14 protein-coding genes are annotated in these 17,727 nt (G+C 59.3%); 8 read left to right on the top strand and 6 right to left on the bottom strand.

Annotated features, from left to right (window positions below; translation table 11 throughout):
- Positions 1-51: 51 nt before the first annotated feature.
- The gene (locus V0R60_RS11610; protein ID WP_136477640.1) at positions 52-1,359 is read right to left on the bottom strand and encodes an NAD(P)/FAD-dependent oxidoreductase; all 1,308 of its coding nucleotides are present in this window, start codon (positions 1,357-1,359) and stop codon (positions 52-54) included.
- Positions 1,360-1,389: 30 nt separating this feature from the next.
- On the bottom strand, positions 1,390-2,754 hold the full coding sequence (locus tag V0R60_RS11605; RefSeq protein ID WP_330079747.1) for a glutamine synthetase family protein: 1,365 nt from the start codon (positions 2,752-2,754) through the stop codon (positions 1,390-1,392).
- A 440-nt stretch (positions 2,755-3,194) separates the two neighbouring features.
- Here V0R60_RS11605 and hrpA point away from each other — a divergent pair, with 440 nt between their 5' ends.
- The 6 genes from hrpA to V0R60_RS11575 all read left to right on the top strand — a co-directional run bounded on the left by hrpA (position 3,195) and on the right by V0R60_RS11575 (position 12,054).
- On the top strand, positions 3,195-7,100 hold the full coding sequence (gene hrpA / locus V0R60_RS11600) for an ATP-dependent RNA helicase HrpA (RefSeq protein WP_330079746.1): 3,906 nt from the start codon (positions 3,195-3,197) through the stop codon (positions 7,098-7,100).
- Positions 7,101-7,303: 203 nt separating this feature from the next.
- A complete protein-coding gene (locus V0R60_RS11595; RefSeq protein ID WP_136477637.1) occupies positions 7,304-8,425 on the top strand; it encodes a beta-ketoacyl-ACP synthase III in 1,122 nt (373 codons plus the stop codon).
- Between the two features lie 60 nt (positions 8,426-8,485).
- Positions 8,486-9,097 carry an RNA polymerase sigma factor gene (locus V0R60_RS11590; RefSeq protein WP_330079745.1) on the top strand — a complete coding sequence of 204 codons (612 nt, stop codon included), beginning with the start codon at positions 8,486-8,488 and terminating at the stop codon, positions 9,095-9,097.
- Entirely contained in the window at positions 9,091-9,330 is a 240-nt protein-coding gene (locus tag V0R60_RS11585; protein ID WP_136477635.1) for an anti-sigma factor family protein, read from the top strand. Before V0R60_RS11590 ends, V0R60_RS11585 begins: the two co-directional genes overlap by 7 nt.
- Before the next feature lie 198 nt (positions 9,331-9,528).
- Positions 9,529-10,842 (top strand): OprO/OprP family phosphate-selective porin, encoded by a 1,314-nt coding sequence (locus V0R60_RS11580; protein WP_136477634.1) that lies wholly within the window; start codon positions 9,529-9,531, stop codon positions 10,840-10,842.
- 84 nt (positions 10,843-10,926) lie between these two features.
- On the top strand, positions 10,927-12,054 hold the full coding sequence (locus V0R60_RS11575) for a GNAT family N-acetyltransferase (RefSeq protein ID WP_330079744.1): 1,128 nt from the start codon (positions 10,927-10,929) through the stop codon (positions 12,052-12,054).
- A gap of 27 nt (positions 12,055-12,081) precedes the next feature.
- Here V0R60_RS11575 and V0R60_RS11570 read toward each other — a convergent pair whose 3' ends face one another.
- The 4 genes from V0R60_RS11570 to V0R60_RS11555 all read right to left on the bottom strand — a co-directional run bounded on the left by V0R60_RS11570 (position 12,082) and on the right by V0R60_RS11555 (position 16,279).
- Entirely contained in the window at positions 12,082-13,914 is a 1,833-nt protein-coding gene (locus V0R60_RS11570) for an ABC transporter ATP-binding protein (protein WP_136477632.1), read from the bottom strand.
- Positions 13,915-13,977: 63 nt separating this feature from the next.
- Positions 13,978-14,535, bottom strand: coding sequence for a peptidylprolyl isomerase (locus V0R60_RS11565; RefSeq protein WP_136477631.1), 558 nt, complete (start codon positions 14,533-14,535; stop codon positions 13,978-13,980).
- On the bottom strand, positions 14,529-15,341 hold the full coding sequence (locus tag V0R60_RS11560) for an alpha/beta fold hydrolase (RefSeq protein WP_330079743.1): 813 nt from the start codon (positions 15,339-15,341) through the stop codon (positions 14,529-14,531). The genes V0R60_RS11565 and V0R60_RS11560 overlap by 7 nt, the downstream gene beginning before the upstream one ends.
- A 14-nt stretch (positions 15,342-15,355) precedes the next feature.
- Positions 15,356-16,279, bottom strand: a complete 924-nt coding sequence (locus V0R60_RS11555; RefSeq protein WP_136477629.1) for a LysR family transcriptional regulator — start codon at positions 16,277-16,279, stop codon at positions 15,356-15,358.
- A gap of 49 nt (positions 16,280-16,328) precedes the next feature.
- Here V0R60_RS11555 and V0R60_RS11550 point away from each other — a divergent pair, with 49 nt between their 5' ends.
- Both V0R60_RS11550 and V0R60_RS11545 read left to right on the top strand, forming a co-directional pair.
- Positions 16,329-16,643: a 3-phosphoglycerate kinase gene (locus V0R60_RS11550; protein ID WP_136477628.1), complete on the top strand. Its 315-nt coding sequence runs from the start codon at positions 16,329-16,331 to the stop codon at positions 16,641-16,643.
- Between the two features lie 144 nt (positions 16,644-16,787).
- On the top strand, positions 16,788-17,387 hold the full coding sequence (locus V0R60_RS11545) for an FMN-dependent NADH-azoreductase (protein ID WP_330079742.1): 600 nt from the start codon (positions 16,788-16,790) through the stop codon (positions 17,385-17,387).
- Positions 17,388-17,727 lie beyond the last annotated feature (340 nt).

Here is a 17,727-nt window from a genome sequence, read left to right as displayed (position 1 = left end):
ATTGCCGGAAAAAAGGGCCGCTATGCGGCCCTTTTACGTTCAACCCTGGTTTCAACGCAATTTCTCAAGCATCTGGTAGTACCACATGCCTGCCGCCAGCAACGGATTGCCCAGCACATCGCCCATCGGCACCTTGATGTGTTTGCAGCCTGCAAAGGTATCGAACTTCTCCAGTGTGCCGGTCAATGCCTCTGCCATGATTTCACCCATGATGTGGCTGGTGGCGATGCCGTGCCCGGAGTAGCCCTGGCAATACCAGACGTTGTCGGAGAGCTTGCCCAGTTGCGGGATACGGTTGACCACGATGCCCATGGCGCAGCTCCACTGGAACTCCAATGGCACCCCTTTCAATGCCGGGAAGGTGCGCTCGATGCAGGGACGCAGCTCGCCGGCAATGTCACGCGAATCACGACCTGAATAGTTGGCGCCTCCGCCGAACAGCAGGCGACCGTCAGCGGTCATGCGGTAGTAGTCGAGAACAAAGCGGCAGTCATAAACCGCCAGGTCCTGCGGGTTGATTTGTGCTGCCAGCTCCCCGAGTGGGGCAGTGGTAACGATGCCGCCCATGGCCGGGAATATCTTGCCCTTGAGCTGACGCTTTTCCAGCTTGTGGTAGACATCACCGGCCAACAGGATCTGCTTGGCTTCGATGCGTCCCTGCGCAGTCACTACTGCCGGGTGATCACCGTGGACGATCTCCAGTACTTCGGAGTTTTCAAAGATCAGCGCACCAAGGCTGTGGGCTGCACGGGCTTCGCCCAGGCACAGGTTGAGCGGATGCAGGTGCAGGTTGCGCAGGTTCTTCAAGGCGCCGATGTACAGCGGGCTTTGCAGGTGTTTGCTGACCGCGTCGCGATCGAGCAATTGCACCTGATCACCCATGCCGCGGCGCTGGGCTTCGGCCTCAAAGGCCTGCAGTTCTTTCATGTGCGAAGCTTTCATTGCCGCATGCAAGTGACCGTGCTTGAGGTCGCATTCAATCCCGTAGCGAGCGATCCGCTGTTCGATGATCTGGTGACCACGCCAGCGCAATTGCCAGATGAAATCATCGACGTCGTCGCCAAGCTTTTCGCGCATCTGCTTGCGCATTGCCTCGTCACCGGAAAGGCTGCCAGTGACCTGGCCGCCGTTGCGTCCGCTGGCGCCCCAGCCAATGCGATTGGTCTCGACAACGGCGACCTTGAGGCCGCGCTCGGCCAGTTCGACAGCGCTGGCGACGCCTGTGAAGCCGCCACCAATGATTGCGACATCGACCTTCACGGTACCTTTGAGCGTCGGGTACTGGGTGGTGTCGTTGAGGCTGGCGGTGTAATAGGACGCACTGCGCTGGGCGGTGCTGGTGTTCACGGCTGCATTCATAAAAAATCCTTGGCGCAAAAATAAAAGGGCTCAGGCCTGGGTCAGGTACCAGCGCCAGTCCTGTTCGCCGACTTCGGCCATGAACTGTCGATACTCGGCGCGCTTGACCGCCAGGTACACCCCCAGAAACGCTTCGCCGAATGCCTCACGCGCCCACTCCGACGCTTCCAGCGCCTTGAGCGAGGCGAGCCATTCGGTAGGAAGCAGTTCCTTGGCCTGGGCATAGCCGTTGCCTTCGACAGGGGCGCCCGGGTCGAGCTGCTGACGAATGCCGCTGTGCACGCTGGCGAGAATGGCGGCCGCGGCCAGGTAAGGGTTGGCATCGGCGCCACAGATGCGGTGCTCGATATGACGGCTGTTGGCCGGGCCGCCTGGCACGCGCATGCTTACGGTGCGGTTGTCGACGCCCCAGGTCGGCGCCAGCGGTGCGTAGCTGTTGGCCTGGAAGCGGCGATAGGAGTTGGCGTTGGGGCAAAACAGCAGCAGCGAATCGAGCAGATGCTTGAGCATACCGGCCACCGACTGGCGCAGCAGTGGTGTGCCCGCCTTATCGTCGCTGGCGTAGAGGTTGTTACCTTGGGCGTCGGCCAGACTCACATGCATGTGCATGCCGGTCCCGGCGAGGTGATCGAACGGTTTGGCCATGAAGCAGGCCTGCATGCCGTGCTTGTGAGCCACACCTTTTACCAGGCGCTTGTAGCGTACAGCCTGATCCATGGCCAGCAAGGCATCGCCATGCTCCAGGGTGATTTCCACCTGGCCTGGGGCGTATTCGGAAATCGCTGTGCGCGCCGGAATGCCTTGGGCCTTGCAGGCACTGTAGAGATCGGCGAGGAACGGTTCGATCTGTTCCAGTTCGCGCAGGCCATACACTTGCGTGCCGCGCGGACGTCCGCCGTCGCTGTCCAGAGCGGGTTGCGGGCGCCCCTGATGGTCACGTTTCTGATCGAGCAGGTAGAACTCCAGTTCACAGGCCATCACCGGATGGTAGCCCTCGGCCTTGAGCGCATCGATCACCTTGACCAGCAAATGGCGCGGATCGGCGATGGTTGCTGGCATGCCTTCGCTAGGGTGCATGCTGACCTGCACCGCGGCGGTGGGAATCTGCCGCCAGGGTAAACGTACCAGGCTGTCTTCCAGGGGGTAGGCACGACAATCGATATCACCCACATCCCAGACCAAGCCGGAGTTTTCCACATCGTCGCCATTGAGGGTCAAGCCGAGGATGGTGCTGGGCAGTGGTCGGCCGCTTTCATACACCGCCATCAGCTCTTCACGGTGCAGAAGCTTGCCGCGTGGTACGCCGTTGGCATCAAGAATGAACAGTTCGATCATCTCGATATCCGGGTTTTGTGCCAGGAATGTTCGGGCTTGCTCGATGGAGGCAAATTGCATGCAGTTCTCGCTCGCGCCATCAGGCGCACAGGACTGTTTCCGCTACGGGGCGACAGTCAAAGACAGGTAGGCCAAGGCTGGCCGATGAAATCAGTCTAAGGCGAGAAAAGTATCTGGTGGGCGGGCATGGCGGCAGTGCCACAAGGCCCAGAAAGCGAGAATAATGTGAACCAGCGGGTTTTCCCCAGAGCGAGCCCGTACCTTCGGAAACGAAGGGCGCAACAACGAACGGGGCTTACACAGGGGCGAAGTCATGCCGCGATACTCCCATGCCAGCGAAGGTTCATTAAATCAGCCTTTGTATACCTTCAGTTTGTCTGGCGCTAAACAATCATCGCGCCACCCTGACCGTGCCGAACGGGGGCAAATCTGCGACAATCGCAGCCCTTCCTATGCCGATCATGAAAAAGCAGGCTCACCTGCACGACTAAAAAGCGCCCATGACTGACCACGCTATCGATCAACTGTTGAAAAACCTCGACCATGCAATGATTGCCGAGCGTCATCGCCTGCGCCGGCAACTGCACGAAATACGCAAGCGCCCGGACGAGGCCAGGCTGGCTCAGTGGGTGGAAAAGGTCCAGGCGTCCTGCGCGCAGGTCAGCGCGCGCAAAGCCAGTGTGCCGAGCATCCGTTACGACGACAGCCTGCCGATTGCGGCCAAACGTGACGAAATCATGAAGGTTCTGGCCAAGCATCAGGTGCTGATCATTGCCGGCGAAACCGGCTCGGGTAAAACCACTCAGTTGCCAAAAATCTGCCTCGAACTCGGGCGTGGCCAGCATGGTTTGATTGCTCACACTCAGCCCCGGCGTATCGCGGCGCGCAGTGTAGCCGCACGCGTGGCCGAGGAATTAGGTACGCCGCTGGGCGCACTGGTGGGGTACCAGGTGCGCTTTGAAGACCAGAGTGACGCCAATACCCTGGTCAAACTGATGACCGACGGTATTCTTCTTGCCGAAACCCAGCACGACCGTTTTCTTGAGCGCTACGACACCATCATTGTTGACGAAGCCCATGAACGCAGCCTGAACATCGACTTCCTGCTCGGTTACTTGAAGACCTTGCTGCCACGGCGTCCGGACCTGAAGGTCATCATCACTTCGGCGACCATCGACCTCGAACGTTTCTCCAGGCATTTCAACGATGCGCCGATCATCAAAGTCTCGGGGCGTACTTATCCGGTGGACACCTGGTACCGACCGCTGACCAGCGAGCAGGACGAGGAAGGTAATCAGGTAGAAAACGATCTGACCGTTGACCAGGCGATTCTCGCCACACTCGACGAGATTGCCAGTTTTGAGCGTGGCCAAGGCAAGGGGCCTGGCGATGTGTTGGTGTTCCTGCCCGGTGAGCGCGAGATCCGCGATGCCGCCGAGATGCTGCGCAAGGCACAATTGCGACACACCGAGATCTTGCCGTTGTATGCACGCTTGTCGCCGGCCGAGCAGCAGAAGATTTTTCAGTCCCATCCGGGGCGACGCGTGGTGCTCGCCACCAACGTTGCGGAAACGTCGTTGACGGTGCCGGGTATCCGTTACGTGATCGACAGTGGTACTGCGCGGATCAGCCGCTACAGCTACCGCGCAAAGGTTCAACGCCTGCCGATCGAGGCGGTGTCGCAGGCCAGCGCCAATCAGCGCAAGGGCCGTTGTGGCCGGGTCGAGCCGGGCATTTGCGTGCGCCTGTACAGCGAAGAAGATTTCAATGCGCGGCCGGAATTCACCGACCCTGAGATTCTGCGCACCAACCTTGCTGCGGTGATCCTGCAAATGCTGCACCTGCGTCTGGGTGAGATCGACGCCTTCCCGTTTATCGAGCCCCCGGACGGCAAGGCCATCAGCGATGGCTTCAACCTGTTGCAGGAACTTTCTGCGGTAAACCGTGAGAACCAGTTGACCCCCCTTGGGCGTCAGTTGGCGCGCCTACCAGTCGATCCGCGCCTGGGGCGGATGTTGCTCGAAGGTGCCAAGCAGGGCAGCCTCAACGAGTTGTTGATTGTCGCCAGTGCCTTGTCGGTGCAAGACCCACGCGAGCGTCCACCGGAGCGCCAGCAGGCCGCCGACCAGGCGCATGCGCAATGGAAGGATGCCGACTCCGACTTCGCCGCTTTGGTCAACCTGTGGCGTGGCTTTGAAGAACAGCGTCAGGCCCTGACAGCCAGCCCGCTGCGTAACTGGTGTCGGAAGAACTTCCTCAACTATCTACGCCTGCGTGAATGGCGTGATGCTCATCGGCAACTGAGCCTGATTTGCCGCGAACTGCAGTTGAGCATCAACAAAGAGCCGGCCGATTACCAGAAGTTGCACAAAGCGATTCTTTCCGGCCTGCTCAGCCAGGTCGGCCATAAAACCGAAGACGGCGATTATCTGGGGGCTCGCCAACGACGCTTCTGGGTACATCCATCTTCGGGCCTGGGCAAGAAGCGCCCGCAGTGGATCATGAGCGCCGAGCTGGTCGAAACCACCAAGTTGTACGCGCGTATGGTAGCCAAGATCGAGCCGGACTGGATCGAACCGCTGGCAACCCATCTGATCAAGAAGAACCATTTCGAACCGCACTGGGAGAAGAAGCGCGGCCAGGTGGTGGCTTTTGAACAGGTGACGCTCTATGGCCTGATCGTGGTCGGTCGTCGTCCGGTGCACTTTGGTCCGATCGACCCGGTGATGTCCCGAGAATTGTTCATTCGTGAAGCGCTGGTCGGCGGCGAAATTCAGTCGAAGGCCAAATGTCTGAGCGCCAACCGCAAGTTGCTCGAGCAGCTCGACGAGCTTGAGGCTAAAGCCCGGCGCCGCGACATTCTGGCCGATGAAGAAACCCTCTTCGGCTTTTATGAAGAACGTCTGCCGGCCGAGATTCACCAGACCGCAACTTTCGACAGTTGGTATCGGGTCAACAGCCAAAAAGATCCGCAACTGCTGATCATGCGCGAAGAAGACGTGCTTGCACGCGAAGCCAGTGAAGTTACCGCGGCGCAGTATCCAGATACCTTGCGCCTGGGCGACTTGAGCCTGGCGCTGAGTTATCACTTCGAACCCAATCATCCGCGAGACGGTGTCACCGTGCGGGTGCCGGCGCCTTTGCTGCCTAGCCTGCCAGGCGAACGCCTCGAGTGGTTGGTGCCAGGTTTGCTCGAAGCCAAATGCATTGCCCTGGTGCGTAACCTGCCCAAGGCGCTACGCAAGAATTTCGTGCCGGTGCCGGACTTCGTCAAGGCAGCCCTGCAACGCCTGACTTTTGCCGAAGGCTCGTTGCCTCAGGCTCTGGGGCGGGAATTGTTGCGCATGACCGGGGCACGGGTCAGCGATGAAGCCTGGGCTGAAGCCGCCGGGCAGGTGGACAATCACCTGAAGATGAACCTGGAAGTGGTCGATGCCCACGGCAAGTTTCTTGGTGAAGGTCGCGACCTGACCGAACTGACCGCACGCTTTGCGGCTGCCAGTCAGGCTGCACTGGCTGTGCCGCAGACCGAAAAGAGCCAGCAGCCGGTCCAGGCCAAGGCCTTTGCTCAGGTTGCCGAAACCGTCCAGCAAAAGATCGCCGGTCTTTCCATGACGGTTTATCCGGCGTTGGTGGAAGAAAACGGGACGGTCAAGGAAGGACGCTTCTCAACCCTGGCCGAAGCCGAGTTCCAGCACCGTCGCGCCTTGCAGCGCCTGCTTTTGCAACAACTGGCAGAGCCGGCCAAGTTTTTGCGTGGCAAGCTTCCCGGTCTGACCGAACTGGGCTTGTTGTATCGCGAGTTGGGGCGCGTCGACGCGTTGGTGGAGGATATCCTTCTGGCCAGCCTCGACAGCTGCATTCTGGAAGGAGAAAGCAACTTGCCTCGCGATGGCGCGGGCTTGGCCTCGCTGGCCGAACGCAAGCGCGGTAGCTGGACCGAGCACGCGGAGCGACTGGCCCGCCTGACCCTGGAGATCCTCAAGCTCTGGCATGGCCTGCAAAAGCGCTTCAAGGGCAAGATCGACCTGGCCCAGGCTGTGGCGCTCAACGACATCAAGCAGCAGTTGAGCAACCTGGTTTATCCGGGCTTTGTCCGCGAAACCCCAGGGGTGTGGCTCAAGGAGCTGCCGCGCTACCTCAGGGCGGTTGAATTGCGCCTGGAAAAACTTGGCTCGCAGGTGCAGAAGGACCGGGTCTGGAGTGGCGAACTGAGCAACTTGTGGGCGCAGTACAAGGCTCGCGCTGACAAGCACGCTCAGGAAGGCAAGCGTGATGAACAGCTGACGGTGTACCGCTGGTGGCTGGAAGAGTACCGGGTTTCACTTTTTGCCCAGCAGTTGGGCACCAAGGTGCCGGTTTCTGACAAAAGACTCAGCAAGCAGTGGAGTCAGGTAGAAGCCTAAACCCCAGGAGTTGTGGCACACTTGGCCGATATTCGCCGCTGCCGTGCCATTGTTGCCGGCAGCAGCGCTTACCGAATGTGGTGCCCTGCAGCGGTCCCGCGTGCCGGGATAATTATGTGCAAGAGTTGGTACGTTAGTGCCAGCCAAGCGAATTGAACAGGCCGGTGCCCGTCAGGCATCGGCCCCTGAACAGAGGAACGACCGTGCATAACGTCGTCATCAGCGGCACCGGCCTGTACACCCCGGCCAACAGCATTTCCAACGAAGAGCTGGTGGAGTCTTTCAACGCCTATGTTCAGCAGTTCAACGCTGACAATGCTCAAGCCATCGAACGCGGTGAAGTGCAGGCGCTGGCTCCATCCGACGCCGCGTTCATCGAAAAGGCCTCGGGTATCAAGAGCCGTTTTGTCATGGACAAGGCAGGGATTCTCGATCCCCAGCGCATGAAGCCACGCTTGCCGGAACGCTCCAACGAAGAGCCGTCGATCCTCTGCGAAATGGCTGTAAAAGCAGCCGAACAGGCATTGCAACGCGCCGGCCGCAGCGCTGCCGATGTCGACGCGGTGATCGTTGCCTGCTCCAACTTGCAGCGCCCGTATCCGGCCGTTGCCATCGAAGTGCAGCAAGCTCTGGGTATCAACGGCTTTGGCTTCGACATGAACGTCGCCTGCTCCTCGGCCACTTTTGGTATTCAGACTGCCTGTAACAGCGTGCAGTTGGGCCAGGCTCGTGCGGTACTGGTCATCAGTCCGGAGATCTGCACGGGTCACCTGAACTTCCGCGACCGTGACAGCCACTTCATCTTTGGTGATGCGGCGACTGCGGTGTTGGTGGAACGCGCCGACCTGGCAACCTCTGCGCACCAGTTCGATATTGTCAGCACCAAACTGCTGACGCAGTTTTCCAACAATATCCGCAACAACTTCGGCTTCCTCAATCGCGCTGCCGAAGAGGGCATCGATTCCCCGGACAAACTGTTTGTCCAGGAAGGCCGCAAGGTGTTCCGTGAGGTCTGTCCGATGGTCGCTGAACTGATCGCTCAGCATCTGGCGGAAAACGCCATCGACGTGAATGACGTCAAACGTTTCTGGCTGCACCAGGCCAATCTGAGCATGAACCACCTGATCGTCAAGCGCCTGCTCGGCCGCGAAGCGCAGGAAGAAGAAGCACCGGTGATTCTCGACACCTACGCGAACACCAGCTCGGCAGGTTCAGTAATTGCGTTGCACAAGTACCAGGATGACTTGGCTAAAGGATCCCTGGGTGTGCTCAGTTCCTTCGGTGCTGGCTACTCGATCGGCAGCGTGATTCTGCGCAAGCGCTGAGTCTGATGTAACAAGCCGCACGTTTCGACGTCAATTGCGCACGTCCAGAATGAGGTGGCGATGTCGGCCGATAATGAAGCACGCTTGCTTGAGCGCCTGTTGCTCGCCGATCAACAGGCATTCAAGGAGCTGGTAACAACGTATCAGGGCGCCATGCGCGCCGTGGCCTATGCCATTCTAGGCAGCCGTCAGGCCGATGAAGCGGTGCAGGATGCCTGGCTGGCCGTGGTGCGTGGCCTGCCAGGTTTCCAGCGGCGTTCCAGTCTGAAAACCTGGTTGCTGACCATCACCGCAAACGCGGCCAAAAACCGATACAAACAAAATCGCCGCGAGGTGCTGCTCGATGACTTGCCTTCCCCGCATGGCACTATCGGCGACGCACGCTTCGCCAGCGATGGTCATTGGTTGGCGGCGCCTTCCTCGTGGCACGAAGACTCTCCGGAAGCACTGCTCAGTCAAGATGAACTGCGTGAATGCCTGGAACACACCCTGCTCAGTCTGTCGCAGTTGCAAAGTAGCGTTCTGATCCTGCGCGAACGTCAGGGGCTGGAACTCGAAGAAATTTGTAACCTTCTTGGTATCTCGCTCTCCAATGTTCGCGTCCTGCTGCACCGGGCAAGGTTGAAGGTCTTTGCCACTTTGGAACACTTCGAGGAGACGGGCCAATGCTGAGTTGCAAGGAACTGGTCGCCTGCTCAAGCGACTACCTCGACGGGCAACTCAGCCTCGGTGAAAAGCTGCTGGCTCGTCAGCACCTGCTGTTTTGCCGGAACTGCCGGCGATTCCTCAGGCAGATGCGGGTGACCCAAGCGACGATCAAGGCTATGCCGGAGGCGCCGGTAGACGATGTTGATGAAATCGTCCAGCGGATGACGAAAGCGCAGCCACCTCACGAGGCTCCCTGAAAACCCTGCTGGAAGGCTCTGCAATGGGGCTTTTCGGCTTATTCGCATTCGAAGTAAAAAGTTCCCCTGTCATAAAAGATTTATATAAAAGCCACTGATCTGACACACCTCCCCGCCAAGATTCCTCCCCAGCACAAGTGGCCCAAGCCGCGTGTTTTTCCAACATTATCAAGACCATAAAGTAGGGGAGCTTCTTCGATGATCCGTAAGCACTTCGCAGGTTTCGCAGCCAGCGCCTTGGCAATGGCCGTTACCGCCCAGGCTTTCGCGGGTACCGTGACTACCGACGGCGCCGATATCGTAGTCAAGACCAAAGGTGGCCTCGAGGTCGCTACCACCGACAAGGAATTCAGCTTCAAGCTGGGCGGTCGAATCCAGGCTGACTACAGCCGTTTTGACGGTTTCTACACCAACAACGGCAACACTGCCGACGCCGGTTACTTCCGTCGCGCCTACCTGGAACTGGGCGGTGTGTTGTACACCGACTGGGCCTACCAGATTGCTTACGACTTCTCGCACAACTCCGGCGGCGACAACCGTTCCGAAGACGGCTACTTCGACGAAGCCTCGTTGGCCTACAACGGCTTCAAGCCAGTTTCGATCAAGGTGGGTCGTTTCGACCCCGAGTTCGGTCTGGAAAAAGCCACCAGCTCCAAGTGGGTAACCGCCCAGGAGCGTACCGCTGCTTATGATCTGGTCGACTGGGCCAACGCGCACAACGGCGGTATGGGCCTGCAGGCATCCGGTAACGCCGGTGACTCGCTGTACGGTTCGGTAGGTGTATTCGCCAAGGACGCCACCAACCAGGACGAGGATGGTGACAGCACCAAGCAGTTCAACCTGCGCGGTGTCTTCGCGCCGATGCACGAAGCCGGCAACGTCCTGCACTTCGGTATCAACTACGCTCAGCGCGACCTTTCCGACACCGCCTTTGATGGTCGTATCCGCAGCCGCCTGGGCATGCGCGGTGTGAGTACCGATGGTGGACAGGATGCTGGCAGCAACGGCAATCGCCTGGTGCTGGGTGGCGCCAACAACACCCCGGCCGGTGCATTCGACACCGACAAGGCCTGGAACCTGGAAGCTGCATGGGCCATGGGCCCATTCTCGGTACAGGGTGAATACATCAAGCGTGACACCCAGGCCGACGATGATGCGTTCAGCGACATCAAGTCTGAAGGCTACTACGGTCAATTGGCTTACACCCTCACCGGTGAAGCGCGTGGCTACAAGCTTGGCAAGTTCGACGCGATCAAGCCGTCGAACAAGCAGATCGGTGCCTGGGAGCTGTTTTACCGCTATGACCACCTGAGCGTCGATGATGACAACGGCGCATTTGCCGACATTGGCGATGTCGAAGCCAAGGTGCACAACGTGGGCCTGAACTGGTACGCCAACGAGTCGATCAAGCTCAGCGGCGTCTATGTCAAAGCCAAAGTCGACAACGCTCAGAACGCTGCCGGCGACGACAGTGGCGACGGTTTCGTAATGCGCGCGCAATACGTGTTCTAAGCAGCACCGCTCCTTATCCGTTAGATCTTCAGCCCCGCACACGCGGGGCTTTTTTTCGTCGGTGTGACGAGGCAGACTGCAGCAATGCCTATCCATATCCTGTCACAGCTTGCCGAGCTCACACCTGCCACCTGGGATACCCTGGTGCCGGGCGAACAGCCTTTTTTGCGTCACGCTTTCCTGAGCAGCCTGGAGGACAGCGGCAGTGTCAGTAAGCACACGGGCTGGATACCGGTCCATCGGGTGTTTGCCGATGCTTCTGGCCACCTGCAGGCCGCTATGCCGTGCTATGTGAAGTCTCACTCTTTCGGTGAGTACGTGTTCGATCACGGCTGGGCAGATGCCTGTGAGCGGGCGGGCATTGCCTATTACCCGAAACTGCTGTGCGCCGTGCCGTTCTCGCCCGTATGTGGCCCACGCCTGCTTGGCGATCCCAGCGTGGCGGCTGAACTTGTGGAGCAGCTTGCCGAAGATTTGCCTGGGTTGGGGTTGTCCGGTGCGCATATCAACTTCACCGACGATATGGGTGACGCGGTGATGCACGGCCGCGAAGGGTGGATGGAACGCCTGGGGTGCCAGTTTCACTGGCGCAACCAGGGTTACCGCGACTTTCAGGATTTTCTCGACAACCTCAGTTCACGCAAGCGCAAACAGATGCGCAAGGAGCGTGAGCAGGTTGCGGGGCAGGGCATCGAGTTTCGCTGGTACCGGGGCGATGAACTGAGTGAAGCGCAGTGGGATTTTGTTTTTGCCTGTTACGCCAACACCTATGCAGTGCGTCGTCGTGCGCCGTACCTGACCCGGTCATTCTTCAGTTTGCTGGCCGAGCGTATGCCTGCAGCGATTCGTGTGGTCATGGCCCGTCAGGCAGGGCGTGATGTAGCCATGGCTTTCAGCCTGGTAGGCGGCGACAGTCTCTACGGTCGTTACTGGGGGTGTCTTGATGAGTTTGACCGGTTGCATTTCGAGACCTGCTTCTACCAGGGCATGGACTTTGCCATTGCTGAAGGCTTGCAGCGCTTTGATGCGGGGGCGCAAGGCGAGCATAAGCTGATCCGTGGGTTCGAGCCTGTGATTACACGCTCATGGCATTACCTGTTGCACCCGGGGTTGCGCCGCGCCGTGGAGGCGTTTCTACACCAGGAGCGGGCAGGGGTGCTGGCCTATGCCGAAGAGGCACGCACGGCGCTGCCTTATCGGCGGGCTGGATAGCAGGAGAGCAGTTGTTGTGCAGGCGATTCAATCGATCCCGACAAACCCTCCGGTCTGGTGATGCCACAGGCGTGCATACAAGCCTTGGTGCGCCAGCAGCTCGGTATGGCTGCCCATCTCGGCGATGCGGCCTTTTTCCAGCACGACCAGGCGGTCCATGCGGGCGATGGTCGAAAGACGGTGGGCAATGGCGATCACCGTCTTGCCCTGCATCAGTGTCTCGAGGCTTTCCTGGATGGCGGCTTCGACTTCCGAGTCCAGCGCTGACGTGGCTTCGTCCATGATCAGAATCGGCGCGTTTTTGAGCAATACCCTGGCGATCGCAATGCGCTGACGCTGGCCGCCGGAGAGTTTAACCCCTCGCTCACCCACGTGTGCATCGAATCCCGTACGCCCCTGGGCATCGGATAATTGCGGTATGAACTCATCGGCACGGGCGCGGCGCACGGCCTCCCAGAGTTCTTCTTCGCTGGCATCCGGGCGCCCGTACAACAGGTTCTCGCGGATCGAGCGGTGCAGCAGTGAGGTGTCCTGGGTGATCATGCCGATCTGGGCACGCAGGCTGGCCTGGGACACTTGGGCAATGTCCTGGCCGTCGATCAGGATCCGTCCGTTATCAAGGTCGTACAGGCGTAGCAGCAGATTGACCAAGGTCGACTTGCCGGCACCGGACGGGCCGATCAGACCGATTTTTTCCCCGGGGCGGATGTCCAGGCTCAGGTCGTCGATAATTCGATGGCCTTTGCCATAGTGGAATCCGACATTCTCGAACTTGACTGCGCCGCGTTCGACTTTGAGCGCTGGAGCGCCGGGTTTGTCGGTCACGCTTACCGGCTGGGCGATGGTCTGCAAGCCATCTTGGACCATGCCGATATTTTCGAAGATGCCGTTGACCACCCACATGATCCAACCCGACATGTTGACGATTCGAATGACCAGGCCAGTGGCCAGGGCAATGGCGCCGACCGTGATCAGTGACTGTGTCCACAGCCACAGGGCAAGCCCCGTGGTGGTAACGATCAACAGACCATTGAGGCTGGTGATGACCACATCCATGCTGGTAACCACGCGGGCAGCCAGTTGGGTTTTTTCGGTCTGTTCGCTGATCGCCTCGCGCGCGTATTGTTGTTCGAAGTCAGTGTGGGCAAAGAGTTTGAGCGTGGCGATGTTGGTGTAGCCGTCGACGATGCGGCCCATCAGTTTGGAGCGCGCATCTGAAGAAATCACGGCGCGGGCTTTGACCCTGGGTACGAAATAGTAGAGCGCGCCGATATAGCAGGCGATCCAGCTTATCAGTGGCAGCATCAAGCGCCAGTCCGCCTCCGCAAACAGCACCAGCGAGCTGATGGCATAGATCAATACATGCCACAGGGCATCAACCGCTTGTACGGCGGAGTCGCGAAGGGAGTTGCCGGTCTGCATGATGCGCTGGGCAATACGACCGGCAAAATCGCTCTGGAAGAAGTTCAGGCTCTGCTTGAGCACATACGTGTGGTTTTGCCAGCGGATCATGCTGGTCATGCCGGGGCTGATGGTCTGGTGCACCAACAGATCGTGCAGACCGACGAACACTGGCCGCAGAAGAAGAGCTACCACCAGCATCCAGATCAGCTCGTTGGCATGCTCGCTGAAGAAGTTGACGTTGGGGGTGCCCTGGGTCAGATCGATGATTCGACTCAGGTAACTGAACAGCGCCACTTCGATCAGCGCACCGATCAGGCCAACCACCAACAGCGCGGCAAAACTGGGCCATACCTGGCGCAGGTAGTACAGGTAGAAGGGCAGCACTGTACTGGGTGGCGCAGCGCTGGGTGCTTCACGAAATATATCGATCAGCCTTTCGAAGCGGCGGAACAGCATGAAAACCTTAACTCCTGTTCATAGACCCGCAGGCCTTGGCTCACGTCCCTGTGAGGCTCGGGGTCAGTCGATGCGCTTGGCCGACTTGATGAATACCGGATCGACCGGCACATCACGCATACCGCGCTTGACGGTGGTTGGTGAGTTGACGATCTGATCGACCACATCCATGCCTTTGACCACTTTGGCGAAAACTGCGTAACCGGCATCACGGCCCGGATCGAGGAAGGCGTTGTCGGCTACGTTGATGAAAAACTGGCTGGTAGCCGAGTTCGGGTTCGATGTGCGGGCCATCGACAAGGTGCCGCGTGTGTTGTGCAGACCGTTGCTGGCTTCGTTCCTGATCGGCGACTTGGTTTCCTTCTGCGACATCTGCTCGGTGAAGCCACCCCCCTGAACCATGAAGCCCGGAATCACCCGGTGGAAGATGGTGTTGTTGTAGAAGCCGCTGTCCACGTACTCCAGAAAGTTCTTGCTGCTGATGGGCGCCTTGACCGGATCCAGTTCTACTTCAATCTGGCCAAAGCTGGTGTCGAGCAGTACATGGGGCGCTTTATCGGCCGCCATCAGGCTGGTGGCGAAGACGACCGAGCAGGTGGCGAGCAGGAGTTTTTTCAGCATGGGCTCAATGTTCCTTGAGGGGTGGTCGACGCTGCCAGAAATTGCAGCAGCGTCTGATTGAATACATGGGGTTGATCCAGCGGCGTAGCGTGCCGGGAATCTTCGATGACCGCCAGTCGCGCCTGAGGTATCAGGCGCACATAACGCTCCTTGAGGAGTACCGGGGTGTAATCCTGGTCAGCGCTTATGACCAGGGTAGGACAGCGGATCTGCCCCAGGCGTTCGCTGACGCCCCAACCGACAATGGCATCGAAGCTGGCCAGATAGGCACGCTTGTCGTTCGTCGCCCAGCGCTGGGCCATCTTGCGGCGCAGGTCCGCCTGCTCCGGTTTGGGGAATAGTCGCGCCGCCAGGCCTTTGCCAATCGTTTCAAGGCTGAGCATCCGGGCCAGGGTCCAGCGCTTGGCCCACCAGATCCAGTCCTGGCGGCTACGACGCTTGACCTCCGGTGCGCTGTTGACGATGCACAGGCTGCGCAGCGACTCAGGGTGCTCAACGGCGAATTGAAAGCCGACCATACCGCCCATGGACAGCCCCACCAGATGCACCGGGCCGGTCTGCAGTTGCTCGAGCAGGGCCAGCAGGTCGGCGCTGAAACTGGCGATGCTGTAGCGTTCGCGCGGTTTGTCGGAGCGGCCATGGCCACGGATGTCCATCAGGATCACCCGGTAATGGCGAGCAAGCGCGGGCACCTGCATTTCCCAATCCTGGCAGCTGGAACCCAAGCCGTGCAGCAATACCAGTGGCTCGCCCTGGCCGTATTCCTCGTAGTGCAGCGAGCAACCTTCGTGTTCGAAATAGGCCATGGGCGTGATTCCTGTCAGGCTTGGGCGGGGGCGGCGAAGGGCACGTCCAGTGGCGCGGTATCGAAATTGCGCAGCAAATCGATGAGAATCTGCGTGGCCGGGCCCAAGGGTTTGTCCTTGTTGGAGTAAAGGTAGAACAGTGGATGGCGACTGCCACCCTGATCCAGTGGCAGCGGTTTGAGCACGCCTTCGCGCAACTCGCGTTCGATCAAATGACGGGGTAGCCAGGCAAAGCCCAGGCCACTACTGACGAATGTCGAGGCGGTTGCCAGGCTGCCAACTGTCCAGCGCTGTTCAGCGCCGAGCCAGCCGACATCGCGCGGTTGCGCCCGGCCCGAATCACGGATGACCACTTGCAGTTGGCTTTCCAAGTCCTGGAAGCTCAGTTCACGACCCAGACGGTGCAGGCTGTGCTCGGGGTGGGCGACAGCGACGAACTCCACTGAACTGAGTTCAGTGCCCAGGTAGCCGGAAATATTGAAGCCGCTGATGGCAAGGTCAGCGATGCCCTCATGCAGCACTTCTTCAACGCCCGACAGTACTTCCTCGCGCAGACGTACACGACAGCCACGGCTTTGCGGCATGAAGGCGCTCAAGGCACGGACCAGGCGGGCATTGGGATAGGCAGCATCCACGACCAGACGGACTTCGGCTTCCCAGCCTTGCTCCATGTGATGGGCAAGATCTTCCAGCTGGCTGGCCTGCTTGACCAGTTGCCGGGACCGGCGCAGCAGCACATTTCCAGCCTCGGTCAGCACAGCTTTGCGACCATCGATACGCAGCAGCGGCACCCCTAGTTGATCCTGCATGCGTGCGACGGTGTAGCTCACGGACGATTGCGAGCGATGCAGCGCTTCGGCCGCCTGGGCAAAGCCACCGTGGTCGACCACCGCTTGCAGGGTTCGCCACTGATCCAGGGTAACGCGTGGCGCTTTCATCTTCGGCTCCTGTTGTCCTAAGCTGGCGCTCTTTCATGGAGAGCGTCGTATGAAGAAATGTTGTGCTGTATTGCTGGCCCTGCTTCCACTCACCGCGATGGCATACCCAATCGAGGTAGAAAAGAATCTCGAGGGCGTCAAACTCGACTACAACACCTATGACACCGACTACGACATGGGCTCGATGACCTTGAACAACTACGGCGACGTTGCCGCCCAATGCACGGTGCGTTTTCGCAACGGCCCGGAGGCTCCGCGGGTGCGCCGGGTGCTGGTGGAAGCCAAGCAGAGCAAGGACGTCACCGCCAAATTCAACCGCAAGATCATCAAGTTGCGCATCGACCTCAGTTGCAAACCGCAATAGCCTTGCTGTGAATGAGGGTAGTGCACAGGCACAATAAAACAAATTAACTGATAGATTGCACCCAGATTTTACGCTTTTTAATCGATCGGTTACTGAATAATCTTACCTCCATTGACTTACCGCATTCGCCGATGGAGGCAACCCATGTCCCGTGTACTCGTTATCGAAAGCAGCGCCCGCCAGCAGGGCTCGATCTCCCGGCAACTGACCGCTGATTTTGTCAGCCAGTGGCAAGCTGTCCATCCGGCCGACCAGGTCACCCTGCGCGACCTGGCCGTGAATCCGGTGCCGCATCTGGATGCCAACCTGTTGGGCGGCTGGATGAAGCCTGAGGACCAACGTAACGCAGATGAACTGCAAGCGCTGGCTCGCTCCAACGAGTTGACCGACGAAGTGTTGGCCGCCGATGTGCTGGTGCTGGCAGCACCGATGTACAACTTCACCATTCCGAGCACCTTGAAGGCTTGGCTGGACCACGTGCTGCGCGCTGGCGTTACCTTCAAATACACCGAGACCGGTCCCCAGGGCCTGCTCACCGGTAAAAAGGCTTACGTTCTCACTGCCCGTGGCGGTATCCATGCCGGAGCCACGAGCGATCATCAGGAACCATACCTGCGTCAGGTGATGGCGTTTATCGGTATTCACGATGTGACCTTCATTCACGCCGAGGGCCTGAACCTGGGGGGGGACTTCCACGAGAAAGGCCTGAATCAGGCCAAGGCCCAGCTGGCTGCAGTGGCCTGATCGAACTGAATTTTCCCGCCTGACACCTGTTGCTCCTTTGGGTGTACCTGCCCGGTCAATGACCGGGCTTTTTTGTGGTTCTTTACGCAATCCCCAGGAGTATTATCTTGGGGCTGGGCTGGGCTGGGCTGGGCTGGGCTGGGCTGGGATTTGATTGGGGGCTTATCCATTCAATGCGGCGCCGTTGTTGGCCCCTTCCGCCCTTACGGCGGGTCCCTTTTGTCTTGGCAAAAGGAACCAAAACCGCTCGCTCCTGCATACGGCCCTACGCTGCGCTTCGGGTCCCCTCGCTACGGCACCTTCCAGGGCCACGCGGCCTACGACTTGCTACGCCAAGTCT

This window comes from Pseudomonas auratipiscis, assembly GCF_036324085.1.
GTDB classification, from domain to species: Bacteria; Pseudomonadota; Gammaproteobacteria; order Pseudomonadales; family Pseudomonadaceae; genus Aquipseudomonas; species Aquipseudomonas auratipiscis.
This window is presented reverse-complemented; position numbering and strand designations above follow the sequence as displayed.